Below are 26,649 nucleotides of genomic sequence, written 5' to 3'. Positions count from 1 at the left end.
TTATTGCAGCTGCGCGACGGCGGCATCGAGCGTCGCGGCGTCCTTGATGCTGATGACCTTCACTGATTTGTCGATCTTGCCCATGAGTCCGGCGAGTGTGGCGTCGGGACCGAGTTCGATGAAGGTGGTGTGACCGGAGGCGATGAGATGCTGCATGGACTCAACCCAGCGCACGGAGCCGGTGACCTGGCTAGTGAGCGTGGCGCGGATTTCGTCAGGCGTGGAAACGGGGCGCGCTTCGAAGTTGCAGACGACGGGGATGCCGGGGCTTTGGATGGGCGCGCTGGCGAGCACGGCGGCGAGTTTGTCCTGCGCGGACTTCATCAAGCGGCTGTGATAAGCGCCGGCTACAGGCAGGGGGATGGCGCGCTTGATGCCCTTGTCCTTCGATTTGGCGGCGGCGTCGGCGATGCCTTCGGCGCTGCCGCTGAGGACGATCTGGCCGGGGGCGTTTAAGTTGGCGACATCGACATCGCACTCAGCAGCGAGTTCGCGGATGGCGGATTCTTCTCCACCGAGGAGGGCGAGCATGGCTCCTTTGGTGTTCTCACAGGCTTCCTCCATAAAGCTGCCGCGTTGGAAGACGAGGTTGAGGCCGGTGGCGAAATCGAAGGTGCCTGCGGCGGCGTGCGCGGTGAATTCACCGAGCGAGAGACCGGCAGTGGCGGCGATCTCCAGCGAAGGCACTTTGCTCTTAAGTACCTCGAGGATCGCAAGGCCGTGGGCGTAGAGCGCGGGCTGGCAGCGGCTGGTCTTGGTGAGCTCTTCCATGGGGCCTTCGAACATCACATTCGTGAGCGAGTAGCCGAGGGCGGCGTCGGCCTGGTCAAAGAGAGCGCGGACGGCGGGATAGGCTTCGGCGAGGTCTTTGCCCATGCCGACTTTTTGGGCGCCTTGGCCGGCGAAAAGGAGAACTGCTTTCATGGAGGGAGAATGAGGGATCAGGGATGAGAGGGGCAGGGAATGAGCACGGTCAGGATGCTTGTGCAAGTGCTCGCAAAGCGGGAACCTGCTGTGTGACGGCAGCCGCGAGAAGTTCGGGGCCACGCTGCATGGCCTCGGCGAGGGGCATTTCCCTTGGCTTGATGGCACAGAGGAGGTCAAAGCGGGTGCGGAGCTGCTCTTCGGCCTCGATGGCTCCGGCGAAGGCGGCGACGGGTTTTCCAAGCTCGCGCGCCATGTCGGCGACGCCCATGGGGCCTTTGCCGTGAAGCGTCTGCGCGTCGAGCCTGCCCTCGCCGGTGATGACGAGGTCGGCGGCGGCGATGCGGTCGCGAAGGTGGACGAGATCGGCGATCAGGTCGAAGCCGCTGGTGAGTCTGGCTCCGCAGAAGCTCATCAGGCCAAAGCCAAGCCCGCCCGCGGCTCCGGCACCGGGCACGTCGCGATGATCGACTCCGAGGTCGCGCTCTACGATTTGGGCGAGGCGTTCGAGGCGGGATTCGAAGAACTCGAAGTCCGTCACGCCCTTCTGTGGTCCGTAAACACGGGTGCAGCCGTGCGGACCGAGCAGGGGATTGGTTACATCACAGGCGACGAGGATTTCCGGGAACAGGCGCTCCGGGCGTTCGATTTTGGCGAGGCGGTCCATGTGGGCGATGATCGGCTCCAGCGGTTGTCCTTGTGCATCAAGGAAGCGAAAACCCAGCGCGGCAGCCATGCCAATGCCGGCGTCGTTCGTGGCGCTGCCGCCGATTCCGATGACGAGGCGGCTGGCACCGCGATCGAGGGCGTCGAGCATCATCAAACCGGTGCCGTGAGTGGTGGCGGAGGCCGGATCGAGCGGAAGATCGCTGACCATCGCCAATCCCGACGCCGCACTCATTTCCATGATGGCTTCGAGGCGGTCTCCATCCTGAACGAGCCCATAGCGGGTGGTGACCGGGCGGTTTTGGGCATCAAAGGTCGCAGCCACACACCATTCGCCCCTTAATGCGGCGATCACGGCTTCCGCAGTGCCCTCGCCGCCGTCGGCGATGGGGCAAGGATCACATTCCAGTCCCAACGGTCCGAGGATCGACGCGATGGTTTGGGCCGCCACGGGGGCCGGGAGGGAGCCTTTGAATTTGTCGATGGCGATGAGGACACGCATGAGCGGAGGCACCATGGCAAGAGGGAGGCGACTGCCAAGCGGGGGTGTGTTTTCGATCGCGGGAAGTGGGACAAGTTGTCAGAAAACTGTAAAATGCGCTGATTGACGGGGCTGGCAGCTGTGGTTAATTATTAAAAATACAAAAGTTATGTCTATAGCAGCCCTAGCAGAAGTCGGCTCACCGCTGACCTCCCCTAGAAACGTTCGCCCTGCCGCAGGCGAATCAGGGGCTGTTTTGCCGAAATCGGATCGTTTTGAGCAGGAGCAACTGGAGCTGAACCTGCGCAATGCCCGCTTGGGTGCGTGGTTTGTGATGATCCTGGTACCCCTGTGCTGGTTTCTCGACTGGATGGCCTACCCGGAGCGGAAATTGGAGTTCCTGATTCTTCGACTGGCCTGCGCCGCCAGCTGCGTGCCTCTGCTGCTGGCGCTAAACGGATCGCTGGGCCGGAGGTATTGCCGGGCTTATCCGATCATCCTGCCGCTTCTACCCACGCTGATGATCTGTCTGATGATGTTCATCAGCGGAGATCCGGGTTCCGGCTACTATGCCGGGCTCACGCTCTGCATCGTGGCCACCGCCTTCGTGTTCCATTGGACCTTCCGCGAGATCGGCATCACGCTCGGCCTAGTGCTGCTGGCCTACTTTGCCTGCACCCTCCCCAACTTAGGGAAAGGCGCCGATCCGCGGACGCTGGGCATCTTTGTGAACAACACAGGCTTCATCCTGCTGAACTGCGTCGTGCTATACATCGGCAGCCGCCAGCATCATGCCATCCGCGTGCGGGAGTTTGCCAGCCGGTGCAAGGTGGAGGACCAACGTGAGGAGCTTGCAGAACGGAACGATGAACTCGTCGCCACGCTGAACCGCCTGCGCGAGACGGAGGCCCAGCTCGCCCAGAGCGAGAAGCTGGCGTCCATCGGCCGTCTTGGGGCAGGGATCGTGCATGAGATCAACAATCCGCTGAACTACGTGAAGTCCGCCGTCTTCCTGCTGAAGAAGAAGGGCAAAAATCTGCCACCGGATGTGGCGGAATCCTTCAATCGCATCGCTGCCGACATCGGCGAGGGGATCGACCGCGTTGCGGCCATCGTCTCCGATCTGCGTACCTTCGCGCATCCGGAGAACCGCGGCTGCCGTCCGGTGGACCTTTACGAAACCTCGCGCAAGGCCCTGCGTCTGCTGGCGAAGGAGATCAGCGACCGCGGGGTCACGCTTGAGGATGAGATCCCCGAGGGGGTGATGGTGCACGGCGATGAAAACTCCCTCATTCAGATCCTCCTGAACTTCATACAGAACAGCCTCGACGCCCTCGTCGGTCGTGACACTCCCACCATTCGCCTGCGTTGCCATGAGACCGACAGCGGCATCGACTTGATCGTGCGAGACAACGGCAGCGGCATTCCGAAGGAACATCTTTCGAAGGTCTTCGATCCCTTTTTCACCACCAAGGAAGTGGGGCAGGGCATGGGCATGGGCCTCAGCATCTGCTTCCGCCTCATCCAGCAGATGGGCGGTGAGGTGAAGATCGACACCGCCGTGGGCAGCCACACCCAGTTCATCCTCTCTCTGAAGAAACCCGCCAGCGCCTGAATCCATGTCCTGCCAGAAGCTTTCGCCCTATCACATCCTCTACGTCGATGACGAGGAGAAGGCGTTGCATTACTTCAAGGAGATCTTCGGGGACGAGTATACCATCCACACCGCCACCAATGCGAAGGACGGCTTCAGCGTTCTCCAGCAGTATGGACCACGTATCGGACTGCTTCTCACTGATCAGCGGATGCCCGGCCACACCGGCGTGGAGCTCATGGAGCACGCGAAGAAGCTCAATCCCAACCTCGTCCGCATCCTCGTCACCGCCTACACCGACTACCAGGCCGCCGTGGATGCCGTGAACTCCGGCCGCTGCTTTCGTTATTTGCACAAGCCTTGGGACCCCGACGAGCTGAGCGTGGTGATCAAGCATGCGCTGGACTACTATCATGCGATGATCGAACGCGAACGTCTGCTGGCAGAAAAGGCGGACACGGTGCGCAACATGCTCTCCGCCGACAAGGTTTCGGGTCTGGGCATTCTGGCGGAAGGTTTGAATCATCATCTGCGCAACGCTCTGACCGTCGTCCGTGCCTTCATTGATCTGGCTCCGATGAAATTGATGGAGGAGATTGGGGGCGCGCATCCGCGGGATCCCTCATTCTGGCTTGAGGTGCAGAGTCAGGCGCAGTCACAGCTCGAACGCATCCAGTCCTTGCTGGCACGTTTGGCCGAGGCCTCCCACGCCAAACGGGTGAACCGGGCCGATCAATGCAATCTCACCACGGTGCTGGGAGAGATGATTGATGTGTTCTCGGCGGAGCTCGGTGAAAAGAACCTGAACGTGGACATCGAGATCGATCCGAATCTGCCGCCGCTCATGGTTCATGGCCCGCGCTTCCGCCAGATGTGGAGGCTCATTTTCATGGAGGAGCTCACGCATCTCAGCCCGGGGGACAGCATTCAAATCAGCGCCATGGTTCGGAAGGATGCCAGAGGTCAGTCACAAGTGGTGATGTATGTGCGCGACACGGGCGCATGGGAGGGGAAGGACAAACCCGTGAATCTTTTTGATCCCTTCTACACCCGCAGTCGCAAACCGGATGACTTCGGGGTGAACATGATGGCATGCTATGTCACAATGCATCTCCATGGCGGCCTCGCCGAGGCGCGTCATCTCGAGCCACGTGGACTGGAACTCAAGCTGAGCCTTCCTCTCGATCCGTCGTTCGAACCGAAGAAAGAAGAGGATTTCTTCAACACACTGGTGACGCACGAAAAGCGCTGGAAGCATCGCGAAGAGATGGTGGCGGCGTGATTGCCACGAAAAAGGCGGACCCATGACAGGTCCGCCTCGTGATTCGTCGAGATATGTCAGGAACGCCTACTTGGCCTCAGGAGTCTTGGCGCCTTCCTTGAAACAGTAGAGGTGCGTGTGGGTGGTGACGTAGAGCGCACCGTTGGCGGCAACGACGCTGCTGAGGAGCGGGGAGGGGAACTCGATGGTTTTGATTTCCTTGAGCTCCTTGCCCTCTGCGAGGATGAAGAGTTCGCCTTCTTCGTTGCCGATCCAGACTTTGCCATCAGCGACGACCGGGCTGGCCCAGATGTGGCCTTTGGTGTCGAACTTCCAGTATTCCTTGCCGGTCTTGGCATCTAGGCAGAACACGCGACCGGTGTAGTCGGCTGCGTAGACGAGACCGTCCTTGATGGCAGGTGTGGAGATGGTGCGCTCGATGCCTTTGAAGGTCCACACAGCCTTGCCGGAGATGTCACCGCTCATTTTGGGATCGATGCAGCTCAGGCAGCCGACACCTTCGCCATGCTCAGGATCCTGTCCGATGGGAACATAGATGAGGCCGTCGGCGATGGAGGGTGTGGCGATGATTTCGCTGGGGCCGTCGTACTCAACGTACTTGATGGGTTCTCCGGCTGAGTTCTTGCGATACTCGGGAGGGTTGGCGTCGTAGCGCCAGAATTCATTGAGGATGTCGAGGCCTTCAGCGTCTTTGTGCGTCTCAGGCGCCATCGAGTAAACCCAGCCGTCGCCAGCGGCGAAGATGACCTGAAGCTTGCCGTTGACCATGAGAGAATTCGGGGAGGACCAGGAGCAGTGCAGCACGCGCTCGGAGGCCACATGATCCTGTTCTCCGAGCAGTTCACCGGTTTCGGCATCAAGCATGATGAAACTGGGGGAGTTCGGCGAAGGAATGTTGGTGTGGGTCCAGTCCACACCGTTGCAGGTGGGCACGAAGACCTTGCCGTCCACGACGAGAGGATAACCCGCGGTGGCGTTGTGCTGGAACACGCCAAGCTCCTTGTACATGTCATACACCCAGAGGATGTCGGCATCGGTGTTGCCGGGCGTGATGGGAGCGGTGGGTTTGCCGTCTTTGTCGAGCGGGGCCATGAACGAGGCCTCGTCCTGCATGCCCTGATTGCCATTCGACATGCCATTGATGTCGATGCAGAGAATCTGGCAGCGATTGCTCGGCACGTAGGCCTTGTCGCCGACGATGGTCGGACTGGCGCAGATGCCGAGATATTCCCAGTCATTGACCTTGCCGCTGCCCATCTTCGGGGAGACGACCTGCCATTTGAACTGGCCGGTATACTCGTCGAAGACCATCATGATGCCGCGGTCACCGATGTGCTTGGGATCGCGCGGAGACTCGTTGTTGGTGCCCACATAAACCTGACCGCCGGCGATCATCGGTGTTCCATAGGTCTGGGAGCCTAGCTTGGCCACCCAGAGGCAGTTCTTTGTGGTGCTCATGTCGATGTCTTCCGCGCCGGGGCCCTTGTTGGCCTCCTGTGCGTCCGGACGGAGGCGTCCGGCGATCTTTGGCGCGGCCTTGGGGCCGTACTTCTTGCCGGGATCAAAGTCCGTCGGCAGTCCTTTTTCATCGGAAACCATGTTGCGGGTGTTGCCGCCGCCCCATTGCGGATAGTCTGCGGCGTGGAGCGATGCCGCGGCGACGAGCGCCGCAGCGAGGATGAGGGTGGGTTTGGTGGTCATGTGATCGAGAAGGAAACGGTGTGAGATGATGACGCTGACTTATTTGTTCGAAGTGATGCTCAGATTGTCGAGATAGACGCGCTTCTGATTCAGCGGGGTGAATCCAAAGATGCCCGGGGAGCCGTTCGGATGCGCATGTGGCACTTTGACTTCGATGGTCCATGCCTCGGGTTCGGGCTGCGCCTTGTCCCAGGCTTTGGCACGAATGACACCGCTGCCATCCTTGGCCACATCGACACGGGTTTTGAGAGTATACCAGGTGTTGGCGATCATCTTGAATGGCGCCTCCTGTTTGAGACGTTCGAGATTGGAGCTGACCTCCATCTTGCCTGCATTGCCACGCAGGCAGATGAGATAGCGCTGGTTCACGAGACCGATGTCGGATTTGGAACGGGCGCTGCCGTCCGTCATCACGTCCGCCTGCATCGTGTAGTTGGACAAATGTGAGGCGCCGACAAACACCGTGGCGCGCTGGAAGAGGAGGCGGTCAAAGGTCTTTGCGAAGACCTTGTTGCCGTTGAGTTCACGCACATCGAATTTGAAGCGTGCACCGATCCATGGTAGCGGCGGGTAGGAGAATTTGATCTTCTCATCCGGCTGATCCACCGTCAGGTCATATTTCTCGAAGTCCTCCTTGATGGGCAGGTTGCGCAGTGTGCGACCGCGGATGGTGCCGGTGAGTCCGTCCGGTGCGGTGGCTTTGAAAGCACCGGCGCTGGATTTGGCATCGGCGGCGGCGGTGAGTTCACCCTTATCGTTGAACTTTGCGTCCATCGTTGCCTTAACTTTGGCGGTCGGAGGAATGAAGCTCTCCCACTTCACCCCTTGGATGTCGCGCGCGACCACAAAGCCGTTCGCATCGACACTGCGGATGCGGAAAGCCTGTTTGTCACCCGTCATGAGCAGCGTCTCGGCTGGGACGATCTGCAACGCCACGGCTTTGCCTGCGGCGGGCACTTCGACCTTGGGGGCTTCATCCACCTTGATGCCTTTGTTTGGAATGGGGAAGGCGTAGAAATGGTTCGTGGTGGTCACATAAAGCATGCCGTCGCACACGCTCGGGGCACCGAGGCAGCTGCCGTCGAGTTTGATCTCCTGAACGATCTCGCCGTCCTTCTCACCAGGCTTCAGCACCACCAGCTTGCCTTCCATCAGCGGGATGTAGAGAAGACCGTCCACATAGAGCGGAGAGGAATGCAGGTTGGCGTTGCTGAGCTTCTTTTTCCACATCTCGACACCCGTGGTGGAATTGATGGCATAGAGCGTGGCGCCATCATCGAGCTGATAGACCACATCACCCACGGCCACGGGTGAACTGCTGGTGGCGGAGAGCGGCTGGCGCCAGACTTCGACCTCCGGATCTAGCACAGTGCTTTCGGGGCCTTCCGCCTCAGTGAGCTTTTCCGGGAGTTTGATGCAGAGCATGCGGCCCTTTTCGGAATTGTCGATGTTCTCGTCACCGTGAATGGCGATCAGCGTTCCATTGTGGATCACCACCGAGGCGTTCACGCCGTTCTTGCTGATTGGCATTTTCCAGTAGGGCGCGCCGTTGCGTGCGTTCACGCACACGAGGTGACCGCAGCCGGTTGCGTAATACATCACGCGTTTGCCATCGCGGGTTTCCAACACCGGAGTTGAAAAAGAGCTGTCCACGGGCGGCACGACGCCGGGGCGCGACCACCAGACCAGTTCCCCGGTCTTTTTGTCAAAGGCGTAGGCGCGGTCTGCCGCCGGGCCGTCGGCGCCCCAATTGGAGTAGATGAAGTGGGTGATGACCAGATCACCTTCGATCACCGGGCTGCCGACGCGCGCATTTGGGAAGGTCATGCGGCCCAGATCTTCCATCATCGGAATTTCGAACACCTTCGTGCCATCCAGCTCCCAGCAATAGAAGAGGCCTGCATTGCTCACCAGATAGATGCGCTTTGTCTCGGGATCCACGGTCGGTGCGCCGATCGAATAGCGGTTGTAGATCGAGTCGCTCAGGTAGTCGGGCATCTCGTGCTCCCACAACTTCTTCCCCGTCTTCGCATCCATGCATGTGATCAGCTCGATGAGATCGGTCGTCTCGCCCTTATAGCTCCACAGGATCACCTTGCCATCAAACACCGTCGCAGTACCACGCGCGTGGACGTCATAGGTCCAGGCGGGCTTCTCATCGATCTTCCCGGCGTCGGTGTAATGCTCGAGGCTCACGCCGTTCTGCAACGGACCGCGCCAGTTCGTCCAGTCGTTTGCTTGGGAGATTCCGGTGAGGGCCAGGGTAGCGGCAAACAGACAGCCGAAGGAGGGGCGGGGGCGGTGATGCATGGTTTGGTGGGGAAGATGGAAACAAAACATCGTGAGCACGCGCCGCGCTTCAATGCGATTTTCATACCTTTCGCAGGGGAGGCGGCACCGGCGTCAATGGGGGATGGGTGAACGCCCTGCGTTGGCGGCATCTTGCAGTCGGTTCGGTTCAAGGTTTGGGGCGGGCTGCTTGAATTCGCGCCGACTATCAGGCATAGTTCTACTGGGCCCTGAAGTGACATTCATGAGTGCGTCAGTCACGTTTTCCGCGATTCTTCTGCTTCCGTCTGTGGTCGCACTCGCAAGCTGCAGCAGTTCCCGCTGCGACTGCGGCTGTCAAAAAGTCTCTCTGGCGGTCAAAGAGGTGCCAGCTCAGCGCCTGGTGGTCAGCATCCCCGATCAAAAAATGCAAACCTATGAAGGGGAAAAGATGAAAAGGCGTTATCCGGTGAGCACCTCGCGTTTCGGACTGGGCGACAAGCTGCGTTCCAACCTGACGCCGCTGGGCCGCCTCGAAGTGGTGGACATCATTGGCCAGGGGCTGCCCAAAGGCATGCGGCTCTATTCTCGCAAACCCACCGGAGAGATCCTGAAACCGAACACCACGGTCGGTGATGCCATCGTCACTCGGATCATTCGTCTGCGTGGCACGGAACCCCGTAATGCGCGCGCTTTTCAGCGTCTCATCTACATTCACGGGACCACCGATGAAATGGGGCTGAAGAAGCCCGTCTCCTGGGGCTGTGTGCGCATGGGGTCGTCCGACATCATCCATTTATGCCGCTGGGTGAAACCGGGGGCGGAAGTGGACGTCGTCGAAGAGCCCCTGCCTCCCACGAGGACCGCTGCGGTGATCAGGCGGTTGTTCCACTGGGGTTCGGTGACTGCGCAGTGAATCGCTGTCTGTGACGGGAGGGCTCACCGCACCACCTGAAACTCCGGCAGCATGCAAACCGCCCACAGCAGGTCCTCGAGTCCTTGCTGCGTGGGCTTGGCACCCACGATCTCCTTCGCCGTTGCGAGTTCGGCACTCGTCGGACCGCGTGACAGGGCGTGGCGGTAGAGAGGCGTGATGAAATCACCCTTCGCCGTCTCCAGCAGGCGTTTAGCGCCTTGGGCGATGGTGCCGGCCAAAATACTGCCGTTCGCCAAATCGATTGCCTCCAACGTGCTGAGTTCGTTCGGACGCTCGGTGACGATCTGATCGCGGTTTGGACGGCCGAGGGTTCGCATGAGAAAGTTGGCCTTAATGAGCGAGGCGCGGATCATCTTGCCGCTGGCGGCGGCGCCTTGCGCGAGCAGGGCAGGGGCCTGCGCGTCGATGGTCTTCTGCCAGACGGCCAGCGTCTTGACCACCGTGGCTTTCTTCCAGTCCTTCGGATCAAAAGCGGCCATTCGGCCTTCCTTGCCGCCGGGGATTTTGGCCGACCACTCCCAAGTGTCGTCGCTGAAGATCTCGGTGTGTTTGCCATCGTTATCACGCACGCGGGCATCAAAGAAGAAGCCGGCCGCATTCGGACCATTGCCCGCGTTTTTGGCGATGGCGATGATCGAGTTCGCGCCTTTGCGCAGCGCGGTTTGCAACGGCACGGCGGCGAGCTTGGTCCAGTCGTCGCCCTCGCTGATCTTCTTGTTGTTCACGTAGAGCGTGTAGCCGTTGTCGCAGGTCACCACCGCGCTGGCGCTGGTGGGATCGGCGTCGAGCTTGATCGTTTTGCGCAGCGTGATCGTTTCGCCCGCGGCGGGCTTCGGGTTGTCGCTCCAGATCCACTGGCCTTTGACGGTGATGGTCTTGGCCAAAGCGGGATCCACTTTCCCACGCAGCACGCTGGCATCCATCTTCGTCGGCGCGGCGTCGGTGAGCTGCCAGATGGCGTCGACAAACTGCTCCGCCGTGAGACGCTTCGCGCGCGGTCCGGCATAGACGTAACCGTGATCATCCGCACCTTTCGTCACCACTTGCGCATGCGATTGATAAGCCTGCGAGGTGGCGATGTGCGCGAGTGTCTTCTTCAAATCGTAACCGTTTTCGCTGAGGTAGGTGGCGAGGTAGTCGAGCAAATCCGAACTCCACGGCTCCGTCTGCATCGCGTCCACCGGATGCACGATGCCGCGTCCCATCAGGCGCTGCCACAGGCGGTTCACGATCGTGCGCGTCGTGCGGCCGTTCTGCGGATGCGTCATCAGTGCGGCGAGCTGCTTCAGGCGCTCCGGCTGCGCGGCCTTGGCATCCACCTGGCCGATCTCGGGGAACAACCACGACGCCACCGCCTGCTCGCCGATGGGTTTGTCGCAGCGGCTGATCTCCAGCGGTCGTGTCGAGTAGATCGCCGCGAGTCCGTAGGCCTCGCTGAGTTTCCAGCGGTCAATGAAGCTGTCGTGGCAGGACGCACACTTCATGTTGATGCCGAGGAACGACTGCGAGACGCTCTGCGCGAACTGAATCTCCACCGTCTGCCCCGCGCTCACATCGCCGCGCCACTTGATGCCGTCGATGAAGCCGCGGCTCTCGTCGTTGGGCGGCGCGATGAGCTCGCGCACGAACTGGTCGAAGGGCTTGTTCGTGATCAGCGCATGATACAGCCAGTTGCTGATCTGCTTGCGCCCGCCGGTGATGAAGCCCGTGCCGCCGTAATCGTTGCGCAGCAGGTCGTTCCAGAACGTCAGCCAGTGCTCCGTGTAGTCGATGTCACGGGCGAGCAACGCCTCGACGAGGCGCGTGCGTTTGTCAGCGGCCTGGTCCTTTTCAAAGGCCGCCACTTCCTCCGGCGTCGGCAGCAGGCCGATGAGATCGAGGTAAACCCGGCGCAGGAAGGTGGAATCGTCAATCGCTGCCGGACGCAGCTGCTTCTTCGCGGCGAGATACGCATCCAGGATGCGATCGATCGGATGCGTGCGTCCGTCCACCGCCGCAGGCAGTGCGGGAGAGCGCGGTTTCAGCGGCGGCTCATACGCCGGCTTCTTGAAAGCAAATTCTTCCTCCCAGGTGATGCCCGAATCGATCCACGCCTTCAGCAGCGCGATCTGCTCCGCCGGCACGCGCTTGCCCTTCGGCGGCATCTGATCATCGGGATCTTTCGACAGGATCGCCTGAATCATCGCACTCTCCCCGCTCTTGCCCGCGATCACGACCGGCCCGTCCTCCCCGCCTTCCATCAAAGACGTGCGATCATTGAACGAGAACCCACCCTTCTTCTTCTCCCCCGCATGACACTCCGCGCAATGTTCGCGGAGGATCGGCACGATCTGATGAGAAAAATCGACCGCTGCGCGGACGGAGAGGATGGGGAAGCCGAGAAGGGAGAGAAGGACGAAACGCATTCGGGAATCACGAACGTGGCGTGAAGGAGAAATCTCGCGCCTTGAACCATCATAACGTCTAAGCTGTGGCGACGCCGAGCACAAGACTCCGCTCAGGCGACCGACGGCTACGAGCCGTTGCCACCAGCGTTTTGTTCGGCTTTGTTTCCACAAAGGTAGGTTCGCAGTTTTGACTTTAACGTTTGCTCGGTGATGTCGCCACTCAACGTCCATAGCGGTGAAAAGCCGGACGATTTATCGCTGGATTCGTCCACCAGATGAATCGTGTCCGATGAGGCCAGCAAATCGAATTCACAGTGTGCATTGAAGAAATGATATTGATGCATTCCAAGGTCTTCCATCTCAAATCCCAAGTCCTTTCCAATTTTGCTGAGGGGAAGTGGTGAGCAACAAGAGGCAACTGCAAGAGAATCCTTTCGAGCCGTCATGCAGGACGACAAGAGCAATGCGAAAGATAGCCAGACTAGCCGATGTAGGAGGGCGCTCATGCTGTTAGCCGAACAGTGAAGATGGTTACCAAATCGTGAGGTTTGTCAGCGGCTTTATAGCCGACGGTTTTGTCGGAAAAGTACGGGTTGAGGCGCTCAGGGGTGTCGCTTTACCCTCCTATGCCGTTGTTGGGCAACAAAAATGTGACTTTGCAACGGCATAAGAGGGTAAATCCACTGTGTGACTATTCTGGACGTCGTTTGGCGGTTCGGCATGACGCCCAGACCGTTTAGCGGAGAAGGAAGGGGAGATCAACATCCCCTGCCTGCTCTCATCACGGCTGGCACACCTCTGGATCGAACTCGTCTTCCACTTGAACGAATTCTGACTCCGCTTCCTGGCATGGCTTCGGTGACGCAGTTCTCTCTTCCTATTGTGCCGTATTGCCAAGGCCTGCAAGATGCCCTTCCGCTCCCTCGTTCGGATTCGACCCATGAAGTTTCTCACCGCCGCCGCTCTTTCGTTATGTCTCGTCAGTCTCGCTCAATCCGCTCCGCAGGATGATCAATACGTGCTCGGACCTGATTCGCAGGTGCAGGAAGGGGTGCCGCAGGGGAAGGTGACGCAGATGCCGGCGTGGACGGAGTCGAAGATTTATCCGGGCACGACACGGGACTGGTGGGTTTACGTGCCGGCGCAATACAAACCGGAACAGCCGGCGAATGTGATGGTGTTCTGCGACGGTGGCGGCTTTGTGAAGGCGGACGGGGCGTTTCGCGTGCCGGTGGTGTTCGACAATCTCATCGCCAAGGGCGAGATGCCGGTGACGATCGGCATCTTCATCAATCCGGGCGTGTTTCCGACCTCGAATCCGAAGGGGAAGCCGCGCAGCAATCGCAGCTTTGAATACGACTCGCTGGGCGATCTGCATGCGCGTTTCCTGATCGAGGAAATCCTCCCCGAAGTGGCGAAGAGCTACAAGCTGACGGACGATCCTGAAGGCCGCGGCATCTGCGGCAACAGCAGCGGCGGCATCTGCGCCTTCACCGTGGCGTGGGAGCGGCCCGACGCGTTCCGCAAGGTGATCAGCCACATCGGCAGTTTTACGAACATCCGAGGCGGTCATGTGTATCCCGCGCTGATCCGCAAGACGGACAAGAAGCCGCTCAAGATCTTCCTCCAGGACGGCAAGAACGACCTCGACAACCAGTTCGGCAACTGGCCGCTCGCCAACCAGGACATGGCCGCCGCGCTGAAGTTCGCGGGCTACGACTACCAGTTCGTCCTCGGCGAAGGCACGCACAACGGCAAGCACGGCGGCTCAATGCTGCCGGACACGCTGCGCTGGCTGTGGAAGAAGTGACCGAACTGTTCTTGGTTCCTGGTTCTTTGTTCTTCGTTGTTCGCGGGGAGCTGCTGGAAACCAAGAACCACGAACTAAGAACCAAGAACTCAGCAGAACCATGAAACGCCTCCTAACCGCCCTTTGCCTCCTGTCCTCGCCGTTGATGGCGCAAGACACTTCATTGCACGATTATCTCATCGACGGGGAACCGTGGAAGGAAGTCGCGGGTGGTTATGTGTTCACGGACGGGCTGTGCTGTGACAAGGACGGCAATCTGTTCTTCACGGACGTGAAGGGCGGGAAGGGGATCTACAAGCTGGATGTGGCGACGGGGAAGGCGGACCTGTTTCTCGACAACCTGCCGGGCATCAGCGGTTTGCAGATCGGACCGGATGGCCGCTTCTATGCCTGTCACAACAAGGAAGGCCGCATCATCGCCATCACGATGAAGGGCGACGTCGAGGTGCTGCTCACGGACGTGAAGTGCAACGACCTCGTCGTCAGCAAGAACGGCAATTTGTATTTCACCGAGACACCGACGCAGCGCATCCATCTGATCACGAAGGACAAGAAGCACGTCGTGGCAGACGAAGGGCACGTGATCAAACCGAATGGAATCACGATCTCGCCCGACGAGCGAACACTGGTGGTTTCCGAATACGGCGGCAAGAACGTCTGGGCCTGGCGCATCGAAGAGGATGGCACGCTGACTGGCGGAGCGCCCTACATGACGATGTGGCTGCCGGTGGGCAAGGAAAGCGCCTCAGGCGATGGCTCGACGACCGAAGCAAACGGTCGCTTCTTTGTCACCACCGAACTCGGCGTGCAAATCTTCGACCCGGCGGGACGACTGGCGGGAATCATCGCCAAACCGGATCCGATGGGCAAGATCGTGAGCGTCGAGTTTGCGGGCAAGGACCACGACATCCTCTATGTGGCTGCGGGAGACAAGATCTTCGGTCGCAAGCTCAAGGTGAAGGGGTATTTCTGAGCGCCATGCACGCCTTCTGCCACCTCGGATTGTTGGGACTGCTTTGCTACAGCTTGATGCTGACGGGGTGCACTGCGGGAATGCGGTCCAAGTTTGACGCCGCGTGGGAGACCGTGGATCCAATGGGGCATCGAAGTGAACATCGGTCACGCAGTTATCCGTACGGGCGCAGCACGGGCATGACCATGCCGGACAACGGTCTTCTGGAGTCCCCCCGTTTGCCTGGATCGCGGTAAAATGCTTCTGTGCCGCGGTCCTGACCGATGATTCCCAAGAAACTCTTCCAGACTTGGCACTCCAAAGTTCTTTCTTCCCGGATGCGGGACTGCGTGGATGCGCTCAAGGCGGCCAATCCCGATTACGAACATCACTTTTACGATGACGCGGACTGCCGTGCCTTCATTGAGGCGAATTTCCCCGTCGAGGTCGTGGATGCCTTCGATGCTCTGGTGCCGGGGGCTTACAAGGCCGACCTTTGGCGTTACTGCGCACTCTACATCCACGGCGGCGTTTATCTGGACATCAAGTTCCGCCCTTTGAACGGATTTCGGTTCAGCGTGCTGGAGGAGGACAAGGAGTACTTCTGCCGCGATCTGGACGTCACCGGGCGGGGTACGCTCGGCATCTACAACGCCATCCTCGTCTGCCGCGCGGGGAATCCGATCCTAAAACAATGCATCGACCAGATTGTGCGGCACGTGGCGGAGGAGTACTATGGCTTCGACTATCTCTGTCCGACTGGGCCTGCGCTGATGGGGGGCTTCTTTCCTCCCTCAGCGACCTTTGAACTGCGGCTGTCCTCTTCGGCCCAATGCATCGAGTGGGTGGGGCGACCGATTTTGGGTATTTATCGAGGGTATCGACTGAAGCAGTGGATGGAGGGGCGGACGCGTTATTACAAGGCCTGGCAGCAGCGCAAGGTGTATGCGCGAAAAGGAGCGGTTGCTCGATACTGATTGGGGAAGGCTGTTGGACCGAATGCTCGGAAGTGAATCTTTTCGGGAGGTCTATTTAACCACCTTGCCACCGAGTGAGAGGATGCGGGCTTTGCCTTTGGCATCCTCGGCCTCGGCGATCTGCTTGTTCGCGACGTACATCTGCGAGAGGGCAGTCCATGCGAGGAGATCGTTGGGTTGCAGCGTCGTGGCCATCAAACCGGCACCGATTGCCTCCTTGATCTCGCCGTTGCGAAGCAGGGCCATGCCAAGGGCATGCCAGCCTTCAAAATGGTCGGGCTGCAGCGCGACACAGCGGCGATAGAGCGCAATGGCCTCCGGCAGTTCGCCGAGAGCAACGTGACCGCTGGCGTCGTCAAACAGGTCTTCGACGTTGGCCGGCGTGTCGCTCATGCGTGTCGAAGCAGGACGAGGGGATCAGGAGACGCCGAGTTTGCTGACGATGCGGGCGGCGGCCTGCTGCTTGGCGAACCAGGCGTGGAACAGGCCCATGCGCTCCTGACGGGATAGGGATTCAACCTGGCTTTGGCGCACTTCGGCGGAGTCCGGACGTTTGCGCAGTTCCTTGGCGCTGACGTAGATGAGCATCGTGCCTTTGTCGAAGTCCACGGCATGGGAGATGCCTCCGACGGGTGTTTTGGCGGCTTCGCGTGCGATGAGGAAAGCGTTTGGCACATCCTGGGGGGGATTCGAAGTTTCGATGTCCGGCAATGCTTCGAGCGTGAGTTTCTTTTCCTTCACGAGGGCGTCGATCTTCTTGCCGGCCTTCAGGCCGTCGCTGAGGAAGAGGCGGGCTTCATTCACCGCCTTGCTGCGGTTTTCATCCGCCTTTTGCGAGAGGAGGATGTCTTTGATCTTGTCCTTCACCTGATCGAGCGTCTGCTGCTTGGGCTCTTCGATCTTGGTGACGTCGAAGACATACCAGCCGTTAGTTCCTTCGACTGCTTCTGGAGGATTCTTTGAATCCTTGTCACGGGCGAAGACAAGGTCGATCAGGTTGTTTTCAGTCTTGAGCGCTTCAGGGGGCTCTCCGATGGCAAAGGCAGGGACGGATTCGACCTTTTCTTTTGTCTGCTTGGCGGCCTCGGCAAACTTGACGCCACCGGCGGTGAGTTTGTTGAAGGCGTTCACACGTTCGACCTGCGCATTCGTTTCCTTCTGGCGCTCTTCGAGGGGCTTTTTGTCGAGTTCCTTGGGATTCGCAAACAGGACGTAGCTAACCGCACGCTTTTCGACGGTCTTGTAGTTCTCCTTGTTCTCCTCGTAGTACTTTTTGATCTCCTCGTCGGTGACGGATGCGGCCTTTTTGAAGGCTTCGGTCTCGAAGGTGATCTTGGAGCCTTTGAAGGTCTGGTAGCTGCTTGCGTACTGCTTTTCGGCGGCTAGAGGAGAAGCCACGTAGTTTTTGGCCACGATGTCCTGCAGCTTCTGCAGGCCGATGGTGTCTTTCATGATGCCGAGCAGGTCGGCGGATTCGAAACCCATGGAGTTGGCGTTTTCTTCCAGCATCTGACCGCGGGAGACGTCGAACTTGCCGTTGTCCTGCAGGGCAGGGAGCTTTTCCAGGGCGGCGCGGGCTTCTTCGTCGCTGGGGCGGACGCCGAGCTCTTCCATCAGGTGGCGTGCCACGAATAGGTTGGTGAGGGTGTTGAGTCCACCACCGCCGAAGCCGCCGTCAGAGGACAGCATCATGAGCATAGAAGGCAGTTCATAGGACTGCATGTAATACTGGGCGAACTGCAAGGAGCGCTGAGCGCGCTGGACATCGCCGATGGTGTAATCCTTGCCAAAGACGGTAACGGCAACATCGGTGATCTGAGCCTTCTTTTCATACCCGCTGCTTTTGCGCCAGCCGCCCCACACGGAGAAGGAGAGGATGATGATGATCGTCAGGGTGATGAGGAAGGCGCCACGATGGCGGCGGAAGAATTCGAGCATGAGAGGACGGGCGGTTGAAGGGCGCGCAATAAGGCACCGGGGGACGCAGCGGCAACCGGAAAGTGGTGTTCTCGCACCGGAGGACGCTACAGCGAAACAATGGCCCTCGTTCCTTGACATTGGTGGCACCCGGCACACTTCATGCGCTCCCTTTTTTGCAGTCAGCTTCTCCTCATGCCCCAAGCCCCCACGAAACGTTACTGGACCGTACGCTCCTCCTCCATCCACAACCGAGGCATCTTCGCCCGCTGTGACATTCCCAACGATGTGCCCATCATCGAGTACACGGGGGAAAAGATCACCAAGGCAGAGTCAGCGCGGCGAGGTGACGCTCTGATCGACAAGTCGAAAAAAACCGGCTGCGCGGCTGTTTACGTGTTCACGCTGAACCAGCGCTATGACATCGACGGGGCCAAGGGGCGCAACCCCGCGCGCTACATCAATCATTCGTGTGATCCCAACTGCGAGGCTTTCATCATCCGCGGTCGCATCTGGATTTACTCCCTGCGCGACATCAAGGCGGGCGAAGAACTGACCTATAACTACGGCTTCGACGTGGACACCTGGGACGAGCATCCCTGCCGCTGTGGCACAGACCGCTGTGTGGGGTTCATCGTGGATGAAAAGCAGTGGCCGAAGCTGCTGCGCAAGCTGGAAAAGGTGGAGCGTGATGCCAAAAACGGAAAGCTGAAGCTCAACGGTTCGAACGGCCACAGCGCACCGCCTGCGAAGAAGAAAAAGCGCGCCTGAGCCGGACTATACCCGTCGTGCCTCACGCTCCGTCGCACGCGCGGCGGCGCTGTTCTGGAAATGAGTAATGGCAGTGGCGAGCGCGTCGGCGGCATCGGCCTCCGGCGTCTCACGCAGACGCAACTGGGCGCGGATCATGAAGGCCACCTGCTCCTTTTGAGCGGCTCCACGCCCGACGGCGGCCTGTTTGATCTCACGAGGGGCATATTCGTAAATGGGCAGGCCGTGTTCTGCGGCGGCGATCAGGCAGGCGCCGCGTGCGGTGCCGAGCACAATGGCGGTTTTGTAGCTCTGCACGAAGATCGTTGACTCAATGGCGCACACGGTCGGCGCATGCCGGGTGATGACATCGTTCAGCCCGGCACGGATGGCGACGAGGCATCCGGAGGGAAGCAAGGCGGGTTTGTTGTGAATGACGCCCCATTCAACCGCCCGCAGTTGGCCGCTCGCATTTTCGACGACGGCCCAGCCGGTTTTGCGCAGTGCGGGGTCGATGGCGAGAACGCGTTCGACCGCATTCGAGGCAGGTGACTCGTCGGCGCTGCGGAGAATGCGGGCCATCAGAGGCGATGTTTTTTCCGCCCGCCCTGGCCGAGCCGGAAGAGTTGATCGACCGATACGGAGCCCGAACCGAACAGCAGCAGTGTCACAGTGATGATGAGGTAGAGCCAGGCGGCCTCCACCCTGGGGGAGCCGGCGTTCTGCAGCACGACGAGGGTGGTGATGACAACGGGCAGGAAAAGAAAGGCAAACAGGCGCGTCAGGAAGCCGAGAACCCAGCTGAGCGCAACTCCGACGATAAGGATTGCGACAAAGGGGGCGAGAAGGTGCGCGTAGGGCATGCCCGCTTCATGAAACGCAGGCACCCAAGCCCAAGGCTGCTCATTCCAAAAGAACTGGTAGGCATGCTCCACGGCACTGATGCCGTAGCGCATCATGAGCACGAGACCTGTGCCGATGCGGAGGATGGCGGCGGTTTGAAACAGGGAAGAGAGGGGGCTCTGTGCGGCAGCGGGACCGGAACCGGTGTATTCGAGCATGGCAGGGAAATCAGATGTCTGGAGACAATGTGATGATGTCGCCGGCGCGTGGCGACCACTTTTGATCGGCAGCTTCGATCGAGCGGAAGAAGCTGCGCTGCCCCTCGCGGGAGATGTAAATGCCGCGCGAAGTGGAACCTTGCTTGCGTCCGCCGGTGACGGTCACGGCCTGCTGCACGGTCATGTCTTCAAAGGCGGGAATAAACTCGGCTTCGCGCACATCACCGTTGATGGAGATGACCGGGGTGTTTTCCACGGAGATAATCTGCACCGTGATGGGCCGGGTGTTGCGTCCCGCCAGACGAAAGACGGTGGCGATGGCCTCCGCGACCTGAGGCAGGTGCTGGCCGCCGACACGGGCCGTTCCTGCTTCTCCCAGAGGCAGGAGCCCTTCGGTGTTGACCATGGTAATGCCGCTATAGATCCGATCCGGGCTGCGCGCTCCTTCATAAACTTCCAGCCTGATCGTATGGCCGAAACCGATCGTGCCGCGCGAGTTGAAGGGAACGGTGGGATCGTCCGAATCCACTTTGTCCCGATCAGGCATGCCGGGAATGTATTTGGCCACGGTGCTCATGCTGGGCATACGCAACTTCGGCAGCGGGATTTTTGGCATCTTAAAATCAGGCGAAATGGCCTGAATCATGCCGCAGGAGCAGAGGGCGAACAGCGCCGGGCCGGAAAGGAGAAGTTTGAGGTTGGCTCGCATCGGAAGGGACAATAGGAGAGCAGCCATGATGGAGGTGCGCTGTCTGATCGCAAGAAGCTTTCACCAGCCGGGCCGGTTACTTCCTGACCAGTTCGATCGCCTTGAGGCGGAAAAGCTGCTCACGTTCGGGAATATCGACTGCGTCGACTCGCAGACGGTAGATGCCGGGCTGTTTGATTTCGACGTTGCCGAGAATGCATGATTTGAATTCCTGGGCACTGCCGGTGCGCACCACGCTTGCGCGCAGTTTCTGTCCGGCGAGGACCACTTCGTAGGCACCTTCCCGTTGCGAAGCAGACGCCTGACGCACCGCGATTTCATACGTTCCTGGCTGTTCGAATTTGAGGAACCACGCCGCCCAGTCGCCTTCGTCGAGCCAGTTCACCAGAATACCGGCCATGAGGTCCATGCCACCGAGTTTGGGATAGTCGGCCTTGTCGGCAGAGGCCGTCGTGTTGTCGGCTACTGTGGTAACGCGGGCCAAGGTGGCGTTGATGCTCTTGCTGATCGCCTCAGCCTGCGCCTTGCGCTGAGGTTCGCTCACTGCGAGTGCATCAAAAAAGGCCGCCGCAGCAGGATCGGTGATTCGGCTGATGGCGGCGAGCGCGAGATCCTTTTCACGCACATCCTTGCCTGCTTCATGAAGGCGCTTTGCCTGCGCAAAGATCTCAGCCTGCGGCAGCGTGCCGGACTGCGAGCAAAGCTGCGTGGCCGCGTTCAGCAGCAGCAGGCGGCTGGCGGGGTCCGTCTCACGCGGCAGGCGAGATGTCAGGGCTGGCAGGGGATCACATGCAGGCCATTGAGCGACTGCGGTGAGCGCAGCCCTGCGGACACCTACATCCGGATCAGCGATGGCCTCGAGAATCACCTTGAGCGATTCTGCTCCGGCGACGCGGCCGAGGATGTGGAGGAAGAGCGCCCGGTCAGATTCGCTGCTCTTGTCGTTGCGATAGGCGGCAATGACCGGGGCCACGGCTGCATCACGATCACCCTGAGTCTGAATGGCGGACACCGCGGCCTGTTCTGCGAAGTCAGCCTCCTTAGCAGGCACTTCGTGGAGTTGGGCCAGCAATTTGGGCAAATCTTGCTGACCTGCGACTATCCCGAGCGCAGTCCACGCTGCACGGCGCACGTTGGAGTCCGCATCCTTCACCAGCGGAAGAATCTGGGCAAAGGTGCCGCCGATTCCGCGCAGTCCGATGACCTTGACGAGATTGGCCCGGGCCATGGGGTGCTTCGCTCCGTCCAGATGCTGCACGAGCATCGCGTCGATGTAGTCACCGCCTTCGACCTGGCTGAGCGCCTGGGCAGCAGCCGCGGTGGTCTTGGGATTCTCGAGATAGTCAAACAGGAGGCGCATGTCGAGATCCGTCACCTGGGCGTGTTCAGCACCGGCGATTTCGGCAAAGCGCTGCTGGCGTCCGGCCTCATGCGAGCGCTCGATAAACCGTTTCACCGCAAATCCTCCAATGAGGACGACCAGAAAGGGAATGGTCACTGCGGCCCATTTGGGGAACCCGGGTTTGGCCGGCCGCGAAGGAACGGCAGGGAGCGAGCCTCCACCACCGGTGACAAGACGTGTGGAGGTCGTTCCGGCGGGTGCGCTGGTGATGAGTTTTTTGGTGCCGACGTCGATCGGGCCGGTCATTGCACGATTCGGTGTTTGAGGAGCTTCTTCGACCACGACGGCAACCGGGGCCGCGCCTCCCCGGGGCGCACCTTCCTCGTAAACCTTCAGCGCCTCGGCCACAGAGGCCGGACGGTTGGCTGGGACACGGTTGATGAGCCATTCGACCCATTGAACGGTGTGCGTCGGAAGATCAGGACGCAGAGGGGCGAGCGGCTTGGTGCGATGATACAAATGGGCCACCATGACCTGCGGCATCGTGTCCCCGCTGAAGGGGTATTTCTGCGTCAGTGCATAATAGAAGATGCAGCCCAAGGCATAGATGTCCGTCCGCACATCGACGTCGGCGCGTTCAAACTGCTCCGGAGCCATGAAGTGCACCGAGCCAAGGAGTGCGCCTTGGGAGTCGGTGTCCTGCTGCACCGGTTGGTTGGCGGTCTTTGCCAGACCGAAGTCGAGGATCTTGACCTGAAAGCCTCCGCTCGGCAGCCAGGTGATCATGATGTTCCCAGGTTTCAGGTCGAGGTGGATGATTCCTTGCTCGTGCGCGGCGATCATGCCGCCCAGCGTCTGCCGGACCAGAGAATCGAAATCCTCCGCCGTCAGGGCACCGCGCATAATGATGTCCTCCAGCGCCTCGCCTTTGACCAGTTCCATGACAATGAACCCGCCGTCGTCATCCACTCCGGCATCATGCACGGTGACGATGTTCGGGTGCTGCAGGAGTGACTGCTGCTGCGCCTCGCGGATCAGGGACTCCACGGCGGAACCATAGTCACCCGCTTTGTCGGCCCGGATGCGCTTCAGGGCGACTTCCCGTCCCAGCTGCCTGTCCCGTGCCTTGAAAACAGTACCCAGACCTCCCTCGGCGATCGGGGCGAGTAATTCATAGCGTTCGTTCATCTGGGGGCGAATGCTGACACTTTCAGTCATTCGCGCAATGAAACTTTCGCACGTTTCACCACCTGTGCTAAAATTCGTGCTTTCCACGATGTCGCTGCTTCGCGTTCAAGACCTCAAAATCCACTTTCCCGTCCGCGGGGGCTGGTTTGGTCGTGCCGGTGATGTGATCAAGGCGGTGGACAAGGTCAGCTTCGACGTCGCCGAAGGCAGCACCGTCGGTCTGGTTGGAGAGAGCGGCAGCGGCAAATCCACCGTGGCACGGGCGCTTCTCAAGCTGACTCCGGTCACGGGAGGCAGCGTTCACTATCGTGACCAGGATTTGCTGAAGATGGAGGAGAATGAGTTCCGTCCGTTGCGCAAAGAAATGCAGATGGTGTTTCAGGATCCCATCGGTTCCCTGAACCCTCGCATGACAGTGGAGTCGATTCTTGGCGAGCCGCTGCAGATTCACTTCAAGGAGAAGTCGCGTGAAGAACGTCGAGAAGTGTCCGCAGAGTTGCTCAAAAAAGTGGGCCTGCCGGCGGATGCATTGCAGCGCTATCCGCACGAATTCAGCGGGGGGCAGCGGCAACGCATCGGTATCGCGCGCTCGCTGGCTGTGCGGCCGAAATTTCTCATCTGCGACGAGCCGGTGAGTGCGCTGGATGTCAGCGTTCAGGCGCAGATTTTAAACCTCCTCAAAGATCTGCAGGAGGAATTCCAGCTCACGCTGCTGTTCATCGCCCACGATCTCGCCGTGGTGCGTCACATGAGCGACCGCATCGTCGTCATGCATCATGGCAAAGTTGTCGAGCAGGGCGACGCGGACGAAATCTGCGAGAATCCGCGCCACGATTACACCCAGAAGCTGCTCGATGCCGTGCCGCACCTCGACTGACCTTCGTTTTCACGTTCCATGACACCGCTTTTCAAGAAATTCCTCGGCATGAATTGGCTGCTGGTGCTCAACATCACAGGGCTCATTGTCTTCGGCGTCTATGCCATTTTCAATGCATCCTCCTACAAGGATGAAGCTGAGTTTGCGTTCAAGTGGCGCGACCAAATCCGCTGGGTGATGATCGGTCTGCCATTCTTCTTTGCGGCATCGTTGCTGGACTACAAATGGGTGCGCTGGGCCTGTGTGCCCATGTATCTTGCCGGTATCGGCGGTCTCGTGGCGGTGCTTGCCATCGGTGTGGAAATCGGCGGCAACAAGGCGTGGATTCGTGTGGGCGGCATGATGGTGCAGCCCTCGCAGTTCGCCATCATGTCCGGTATTCTCATTCTGGCGGTGATCTTTGGTGAACTGCCGCGAATGCTTCCGGTGTTCCGCCGCCCCTGGCTGCGTATCATCGCTGCCGGAGCGATTGCCGGCGTGCCGGCCCTGATGGTCATCAAGGAGGACTTGGGCTCCGGTCTCGTCTGGGGCCCGGTGTTTCTCTCGATGATGCTCGTGGGTAGCATTCCATTTCGTTACCTGATCACCATGCTTCTCGCCGTCGTCAGCGTCGTTCCGCTGGTCTATGTGTTTGCGCTCAAGCCCTACCAGCAGGCACGTATCAACTCGACCTGGTACATGGCCACCAACCAGTTGGACAAGGTGGACCTTCAAAACGAAGGCTGGGTGGCCAAGCATCTGCAGATCGCCGTTGCCACCGGGGGATTGGAAGGGAAGGGGCCTGAGTCCAAAAAAGTGCCCGACCAGGCCTCCATTCACCGCACCTTCTTCCCTCATGAGTCCATCAATGACTTCATCTTCGGGGTCATCGCCGAGGAGTTTGGTTTTCGTGGTTCGGTGCTGCTGCTCTCAGGCATGGCGCTGCTGCTGCTGCAGAGCGTGTTTGTCGCATTCTGCGCGCGTGACCAACTCGGCCGTCTCATCGTCGTCGGCGTTGTGGCGATGTTTTTTGTACACACCTTCCAGAATGCCGGGATGAACCTCGTGATGCTGCCGGTCATCGGCCTTCCGATGCCCTTCATCAGCTACGGCGGCACCTTCGTCGTCGTCACACTTTTCCTGATGGGAATGGTTCAGAGCGTCTGGGTGCACCGGAACATTTCCTCCGTGAAGAAGAAACGTCCGGTGAACTCCGTGCGTGATGACGACGATGAGGAATAAGTTTCAGGATGGACGGCGTTAGCCGCCCACCCCGTAAACGGTCCTACACAATCTCCCAGCCTTTGCGGTACTCGCGGCGCACCAGTTTGTCGGCTTCGGCGTTGTTTGGGATCTTCAAGCTGGGAGCGTCCCAGGTGAGTTGCTCATTCGGGAAGACGCTGGCGAGGCAGCCGAGCAGCACAGCCTCGGTGAGCGGTCCTGCGTAGTCGAAGTTGGCGGAAGGCTTCTGGTCGCCACCGCGGAGGCAGCAGTCGATGAAGTCGGCGCGATGCTCGCGAGGTTCGAGTTTCGGATACTTGTAGCCCGTGAACTTGTCTCGCGGGAAGAGCATCGGCGTGGAACCGTGCGGGTGCAGCAGGACACCGTCGGTGCCTAGGTAGATCGTGCCCTGCTGCGGGAACTTGGTTTCGCCGGTGAGCGCCATCACTTCGGCGGGCGGACGCGCATCTCCGTCGGTCCAGGTGACCTTGATGCTCTCTCCGTAAGTGTATTGGGTGCCGAGGAAAGTGTATTCAACGACGGCATTGGTGGCCCAGTTGTCCTTGTTCGGCGCAGGGCCGGAGGACTTCACGGAGATCGGAGCGGCGAGGCCGAGCGAGCGGAACCAGCCGCTGAACATGTGGCAGCCCATATCTCCGAGCGTGCCGGTGCCGAAGTCACGACGCTTACGCCAGTTGCCCGGGTGATCGTAGCCCTGAATGTAGCTGCGCTCGGAGGCAACACCGAGCCAGCCGTCCCAGTCGAGTTCCGCAGGAATTGGATCGCTCTTCTGCGGACGCAGTTCCATGTCGCCCCATTTCTTGTGCGAGAAGGTGTGGGCTTCCTTGACCTTGCCGATGGCACCCAGGTGAATGAGTTCCACAGCGAGGCGCTCGGAGAAGTCCGAGGAAACCTGAATGCCCATTTGCGTCATCACGCCCTTCGCGCGTGCGCGCTCGACGAGCTGGCGGCACTCCCACAGGTTCTGCGCCAGCGGCTTCTGGCCGTAGAGATGCTTCCCAAGGTTCATCGCCGAGATGCCCATGATCCCGTGCATGTGGTCGGGCGTGGAAACGTTCACACTGTCGATGTTGTTCGCTTCCTTGTCGAGCATCACGCGCCAGTCCTGATAGACCTTCACGTCAGGCCACTTCTCCTGCACCCTTTTGAAGTTGCGCGTGTCCACGTCGCACACGGCGACGAGCTCCCACATCGGATGATTGGCCATGGTGGTCATGTCGCCAAAACTCATGCCGCTCGCTCCAAAGCCCGCGTGGCGCAGTTTGCCGTTCGGTGAGGCGGCCCGCAGACCGGTGGTGACCCAGGGGGCGGCGAACAGCGTGGCGGCGGACTGGCGGATGAAATGGCGGCGTGATTGCATGTGGGATGGAATGGTTGAGCACGAAAAAACGTTGCGCAGACGGCGCATCTTCCGTTTTCTCCATTCAACAAAGCATGAACGACATCCACGCCCGACTCCAGGCCATCCGCGAACGCATGAACGCCGCCGCCGCGCGCAGCGGTCGCGATCCTGCCTCCGTGGACCTGCTGGCCGTGTCGAAGACCTTTCCGGTCGAGGCGATTCGCGAGGCGGCGGATGCCGGACAGGTTCTCTTTGGCGAGAAC

At 59.9% G+C, this 26,649-nt stretch carries 22 protein-coding genes and 1 pseudogene; 10 read left to right on the top strand and 13 right to left on the bottom strand.

What is annotated here, in order from left to right; genetic code table 11:
• A complete protein-coding gene (fabD, locus tag KDL09_RS10080; protein ID WP_294384421.1) occupies positions 1-924 on the bottom strand; it encodes an ACP S-malonyltransferase in 924 nt (307 codons plus the stop codon).
• A gap of 49 nt (positions 925-973) precedes the next feature.
• The gene (locus KDL09_RS10075; RefSeq protein WP_294384419.1) at positions 974-2,092 is read right to left on the bottom strand and encodes a glycerate kinase; all 1,119 of its coding nucleotides are present in this window, start codon (positions 2,090-2,092) and stop codon (positions 974-976) included.
• A gap of 148 nt (positions 2,093-2,240) precedes the next feature.
• On the opposite strand from KDL09_RS10075, the gene KDL09_RS10070 reads away from it, so the two are divergent.
• Positions 2,241-3,686 carry an ATP-binding protein gene (locus tag KDL09_RS10070; RefSeq protein WP_294384417.1) on the top strand — a complete coding sequence of 482 codons (1,446 nt, stop codon included), beginning with the start codon at positions 2,241-2,243 and terminating at the stop codon, positions 3,684-3,686.
• 4 nt (positions 3,687-3,690) lie between these two features.
• The gene (locus KDL09_RS10065) at positions 3,691-4,947 is read left to right on the top strand and encodes a hybrid sensor histidine kinase/response regulator (protein ID WP_294384415.1); all 1,257 of its coding nucleotides are present in this window, start codon (positions 3,691-3,693) and stop codon (positions 4,945-4,947) included.
• A gap of 66 nt (positions 4,948-5,013) precedes the next feature.
• Here the strand turns inward: KDL09_RS10065 and KDL09_RS10060 are convergent, their stop codons facing one another.
• Positions 5,014-6,648, bottom strand: a complete 1,635-nt coding sequence (locus KDL09_RS10060; protein WP_294384413.1) for a PQQ-binding-like beta-propeller repeat protein — start codon at positions 6,646-6,648, stop codon at positions 5,014-5,016.
• Positions 6,649-6,687: 39 nt separating this feature from the next.
• Positions 6,688-8,958 carry a PQQ-binding-like beta-propeller repeat protein gene (locus KDL09_RS10055; RefSeq protein WP_294384411.1) on the bottom strand — a complete coding sequence of 757 codons (2,271 nt, stop codon included), beginning with the start codon at positions 8,956-8,958 and terminating at the stop codon, positions 6,688-6,690.
• Positions 8,959-9,181: 223 nt separating this feature from the next.
• On the opposite strand from KDL09_RS10055, the gene KDL09_RS10050 reads away from it, so the two are divergent.
• Complete coding sequence (locus KDL09_RS10050; protein WP_294384409.1) at positions 9,182-9,832, top strand: L,D-transpeptidase; 651 nt, start codon at positions 9,182-9,184, stop codon at positions 9,830-9,832.
• Between the two features lie 23 nt (positions 9,833-9,855).
• Here the strand turns inward: KDL09_RS10050 and KDL09_RS10045 are convergent, their stop codons facing one another.
• Positions 9,856-12,258, bottom strand: a complete 2,403-nt coding sequence (locus KDL09_RS10045) for a DUF1549 domain-containing protein (protein WP_294384407.1) — start codon at positions 12,256-12,258, stop codon at positions 9,856-9,858.
• A 107-nt stretch (positions 12,259-12,365) separates the two neighbouring features.
• A complete protein-coding gene (locus tag KDL09_RS10040; protein ID WP_294384405.1) occupies positions 12,366-12,746 on the bottom strand; it encodes a hypothetical protein in 381 nt (126 codons plus the stop codon).
• 434 nt (positions 12,747-13,180) lie between these two features.
• Between KDL09_RS10040 and KDL09_RS10035 the strand changes: the two genes are divergently transcribed.
• From KDL09_RS10035 to KDL09_RS10025, 3 genes are all read left to right on the top strand, one after another.
• Entirely contained in the window at positions 13,181-14,050 is an 870-nt protein-coding gene (locus KDL09_RS10035; RefSeq protein ID WP_294384403.1) for an alpha/beta hydrolase-fold protein, read from the top strand.
• A 100-nt stretch (positions 14,051-14,150) separates the two neighbouring features.
• Entirely contained in the window at positions 14,151-15,023 is an 873-nt protein-coding gene (locus tag KDL09_RS10030; RefSeq protein ID WP_294384400.1) for an SMP-30/gluconolactonase/LRE family protein, read from the top strand.
• 263 nt (positions 15,024-15,286) lie between these two features.
• A complete protein-coding gene (locus tag KDL09_RS10025; RefSeq protein ID WP_294384399.1) occupies positions 15,287-15,979 on the top strand; it encodes a glycosyltransferase in 693 nt (230 codons plus the stop codon).
• Between the two features lie 51 nt (positions 15,980-16,030).
• Here the strand turns inward: KDL09_RS10025 and KDL09_RS10020 are convergent, their stop codons facing one another.
• The gene (locus tag KDL09_RS10020) at positions 16,031-16,372 is read right to left on the bottom strand and encodes a tetratricopeptide repeat protein (protein WP_294384398.1); all 342 of its coding nucleotides are present in this window, start codon (positions 16,370-16,372) and stop codon (positions 16,031-16,033) included.
• Positions 16,373-16,396: 24 nt separating this feature from the next.
• Positions 16,397-17,917 carry a peptidylprolyl isomerase gene (locus KDL09_RS10015; protein ID WP_294384397.1) on the bottom strand — a complete coding sequence of 507 codons (1,521 nt, stop codon included), beginning with the start codon at positions 17,915-17,917 and terminating at the stop codon, positions 16,397-16,399.
• Between the two features lie 174 nt (positions 17,918-18,091).
• On the opposite strand from KDL09_RS10015, the gene KDL09_RS10010 reads away from it, so the two are divergent.
• Positions 18,092-18,667, top strand: coding sequence for an SET domain-containing protein-lysine N-methyltransferase (locus KDL09_RS10010; protein WP_294384396.1), 576 nt, complete (start codon positions 18,092-18,094; stop codon positions 18,665-18,667).
• 6 nt (positions 18,668-18,673) lie between these two features.
• On the opposite strand, the gene ruvC is transcribed toward KDL09_RS10010, so the two are convergent.
• The 4 genes from ruvC to KDL09_RS09990 form a co-directional block, all read right to left on the bottom strand.
• Complete coding sequence (gene ruvC, locus KDL09_RS10005) at positions 18,674-19,228, bottom strand: crossover junction endodeoxyribonuclease RuvC (protein ID WP_294384394.1); 555 nt, start codon at positions 19,226-19,228, stop codon at positions 18,674-18,676.
• Complete coding sequence (locus KDL09_RS10000; protein WP_294384393.1) at positions 19,228-19,707, bottom strand: DoxX family membrane protein; 480 nt, start codon at positions 19,705-19,707, stop codon at positions 19,228-19,230. Before KDL09_RS10000 ends, ruvC begins: the two co-directional genes overlap by 1 nt.
• 10 nt (positions 19,708-19,717) lie before the next feature.
• Positions 19,718-20,416, bottom strand: coding sequence for a hypothetical protein (locus tag KDL09_RS09995; RefSeq protein ID WP_294384391.1), 699 nt, complete (start codon positions 20,414-20,416; stop codon positions 19,718-19,720).
• A 76-nt stretch (positions 20,417-20,492) separates the two neighbouring features.
• Positions 20,493-22,976, bottom strand: a complete 2,484-nt coding sequence (locus tag KDL09_RS09990) for a protein kinase (protein WP_294384389.1) — start codon at positions 22,974-22,976, stop codon at positions 20,493-20,495.
• Positions 22,977-22,983: 7 nt separating this feature from the next.
• Between KDL09_RS09990 and KDL09_RS09985 the strand changes: the two genes are divergently transcribed.
• The gene (locus KDL09_RS09985; protein WP_294384388.1) at positions 22,984-23,823 is read left to right on the top strand and encodes an ATP-binding cassette domain-containing protein; all 840 of its coding nucleotides are present in this window, start codon (positions 22,984-22,986) and stop codon (positions 23,821-23,823) included.
• A gap of 18 nt (positions 23,824-23,841) precedes the next feature.
• Positions 23,842-25,044, top strand: coding sequence for an FtsW/RodA/SpoVE family cell cycle protein (locus KDL09_RS09980; protein WP_294384387.1), 1,203 nt, complete (start codon positions 23,842-23,844; stop codon positions 25,042-25,044).
• 43 nt (positions 25,045-25,087) lie between these two features.
• On the opposite strand, the gene KDL09_RS09975 is transcribed toward KDL09_RS09980, so the two are convergent.
• Complete coding sequence (locus KDL09_RS09975; RefSeq protein ID WP_294384385.1) at positions 25,088-26,404, bottom strand: Gfo/Idh/MocA family oxidoreductase; 1,317 nt, start codon at positions 26,402-26,404, stop codon at positions 25,088-25,090.
• A gap of 74 nt (positions 26,405-26,478) precedes the next feature.
• On the opposite strand from KDL09_RS09975, the pseudogene KDL09_RS25165 reads away from it, so the two are divergent.
• Positions 26,479-26,649 (top strand): annotated as a pseudogene (locus KDL09_RS25165) (YggS family pyridoxal phosphate enzyme); the annotation flags it as partial.

Source organism: Prosthecobacter sp. (assembly GCF_020439865.1).
GTDB lineage: Bacteria > Verrucomicrobiota > Verrucomicrobiia > Verrucomicrobiales > Verrucomicrobiaceae > Prosthecobacter.
This window is presented reverse-complemented; position numbering and strand designations above follow the sequence as displayed.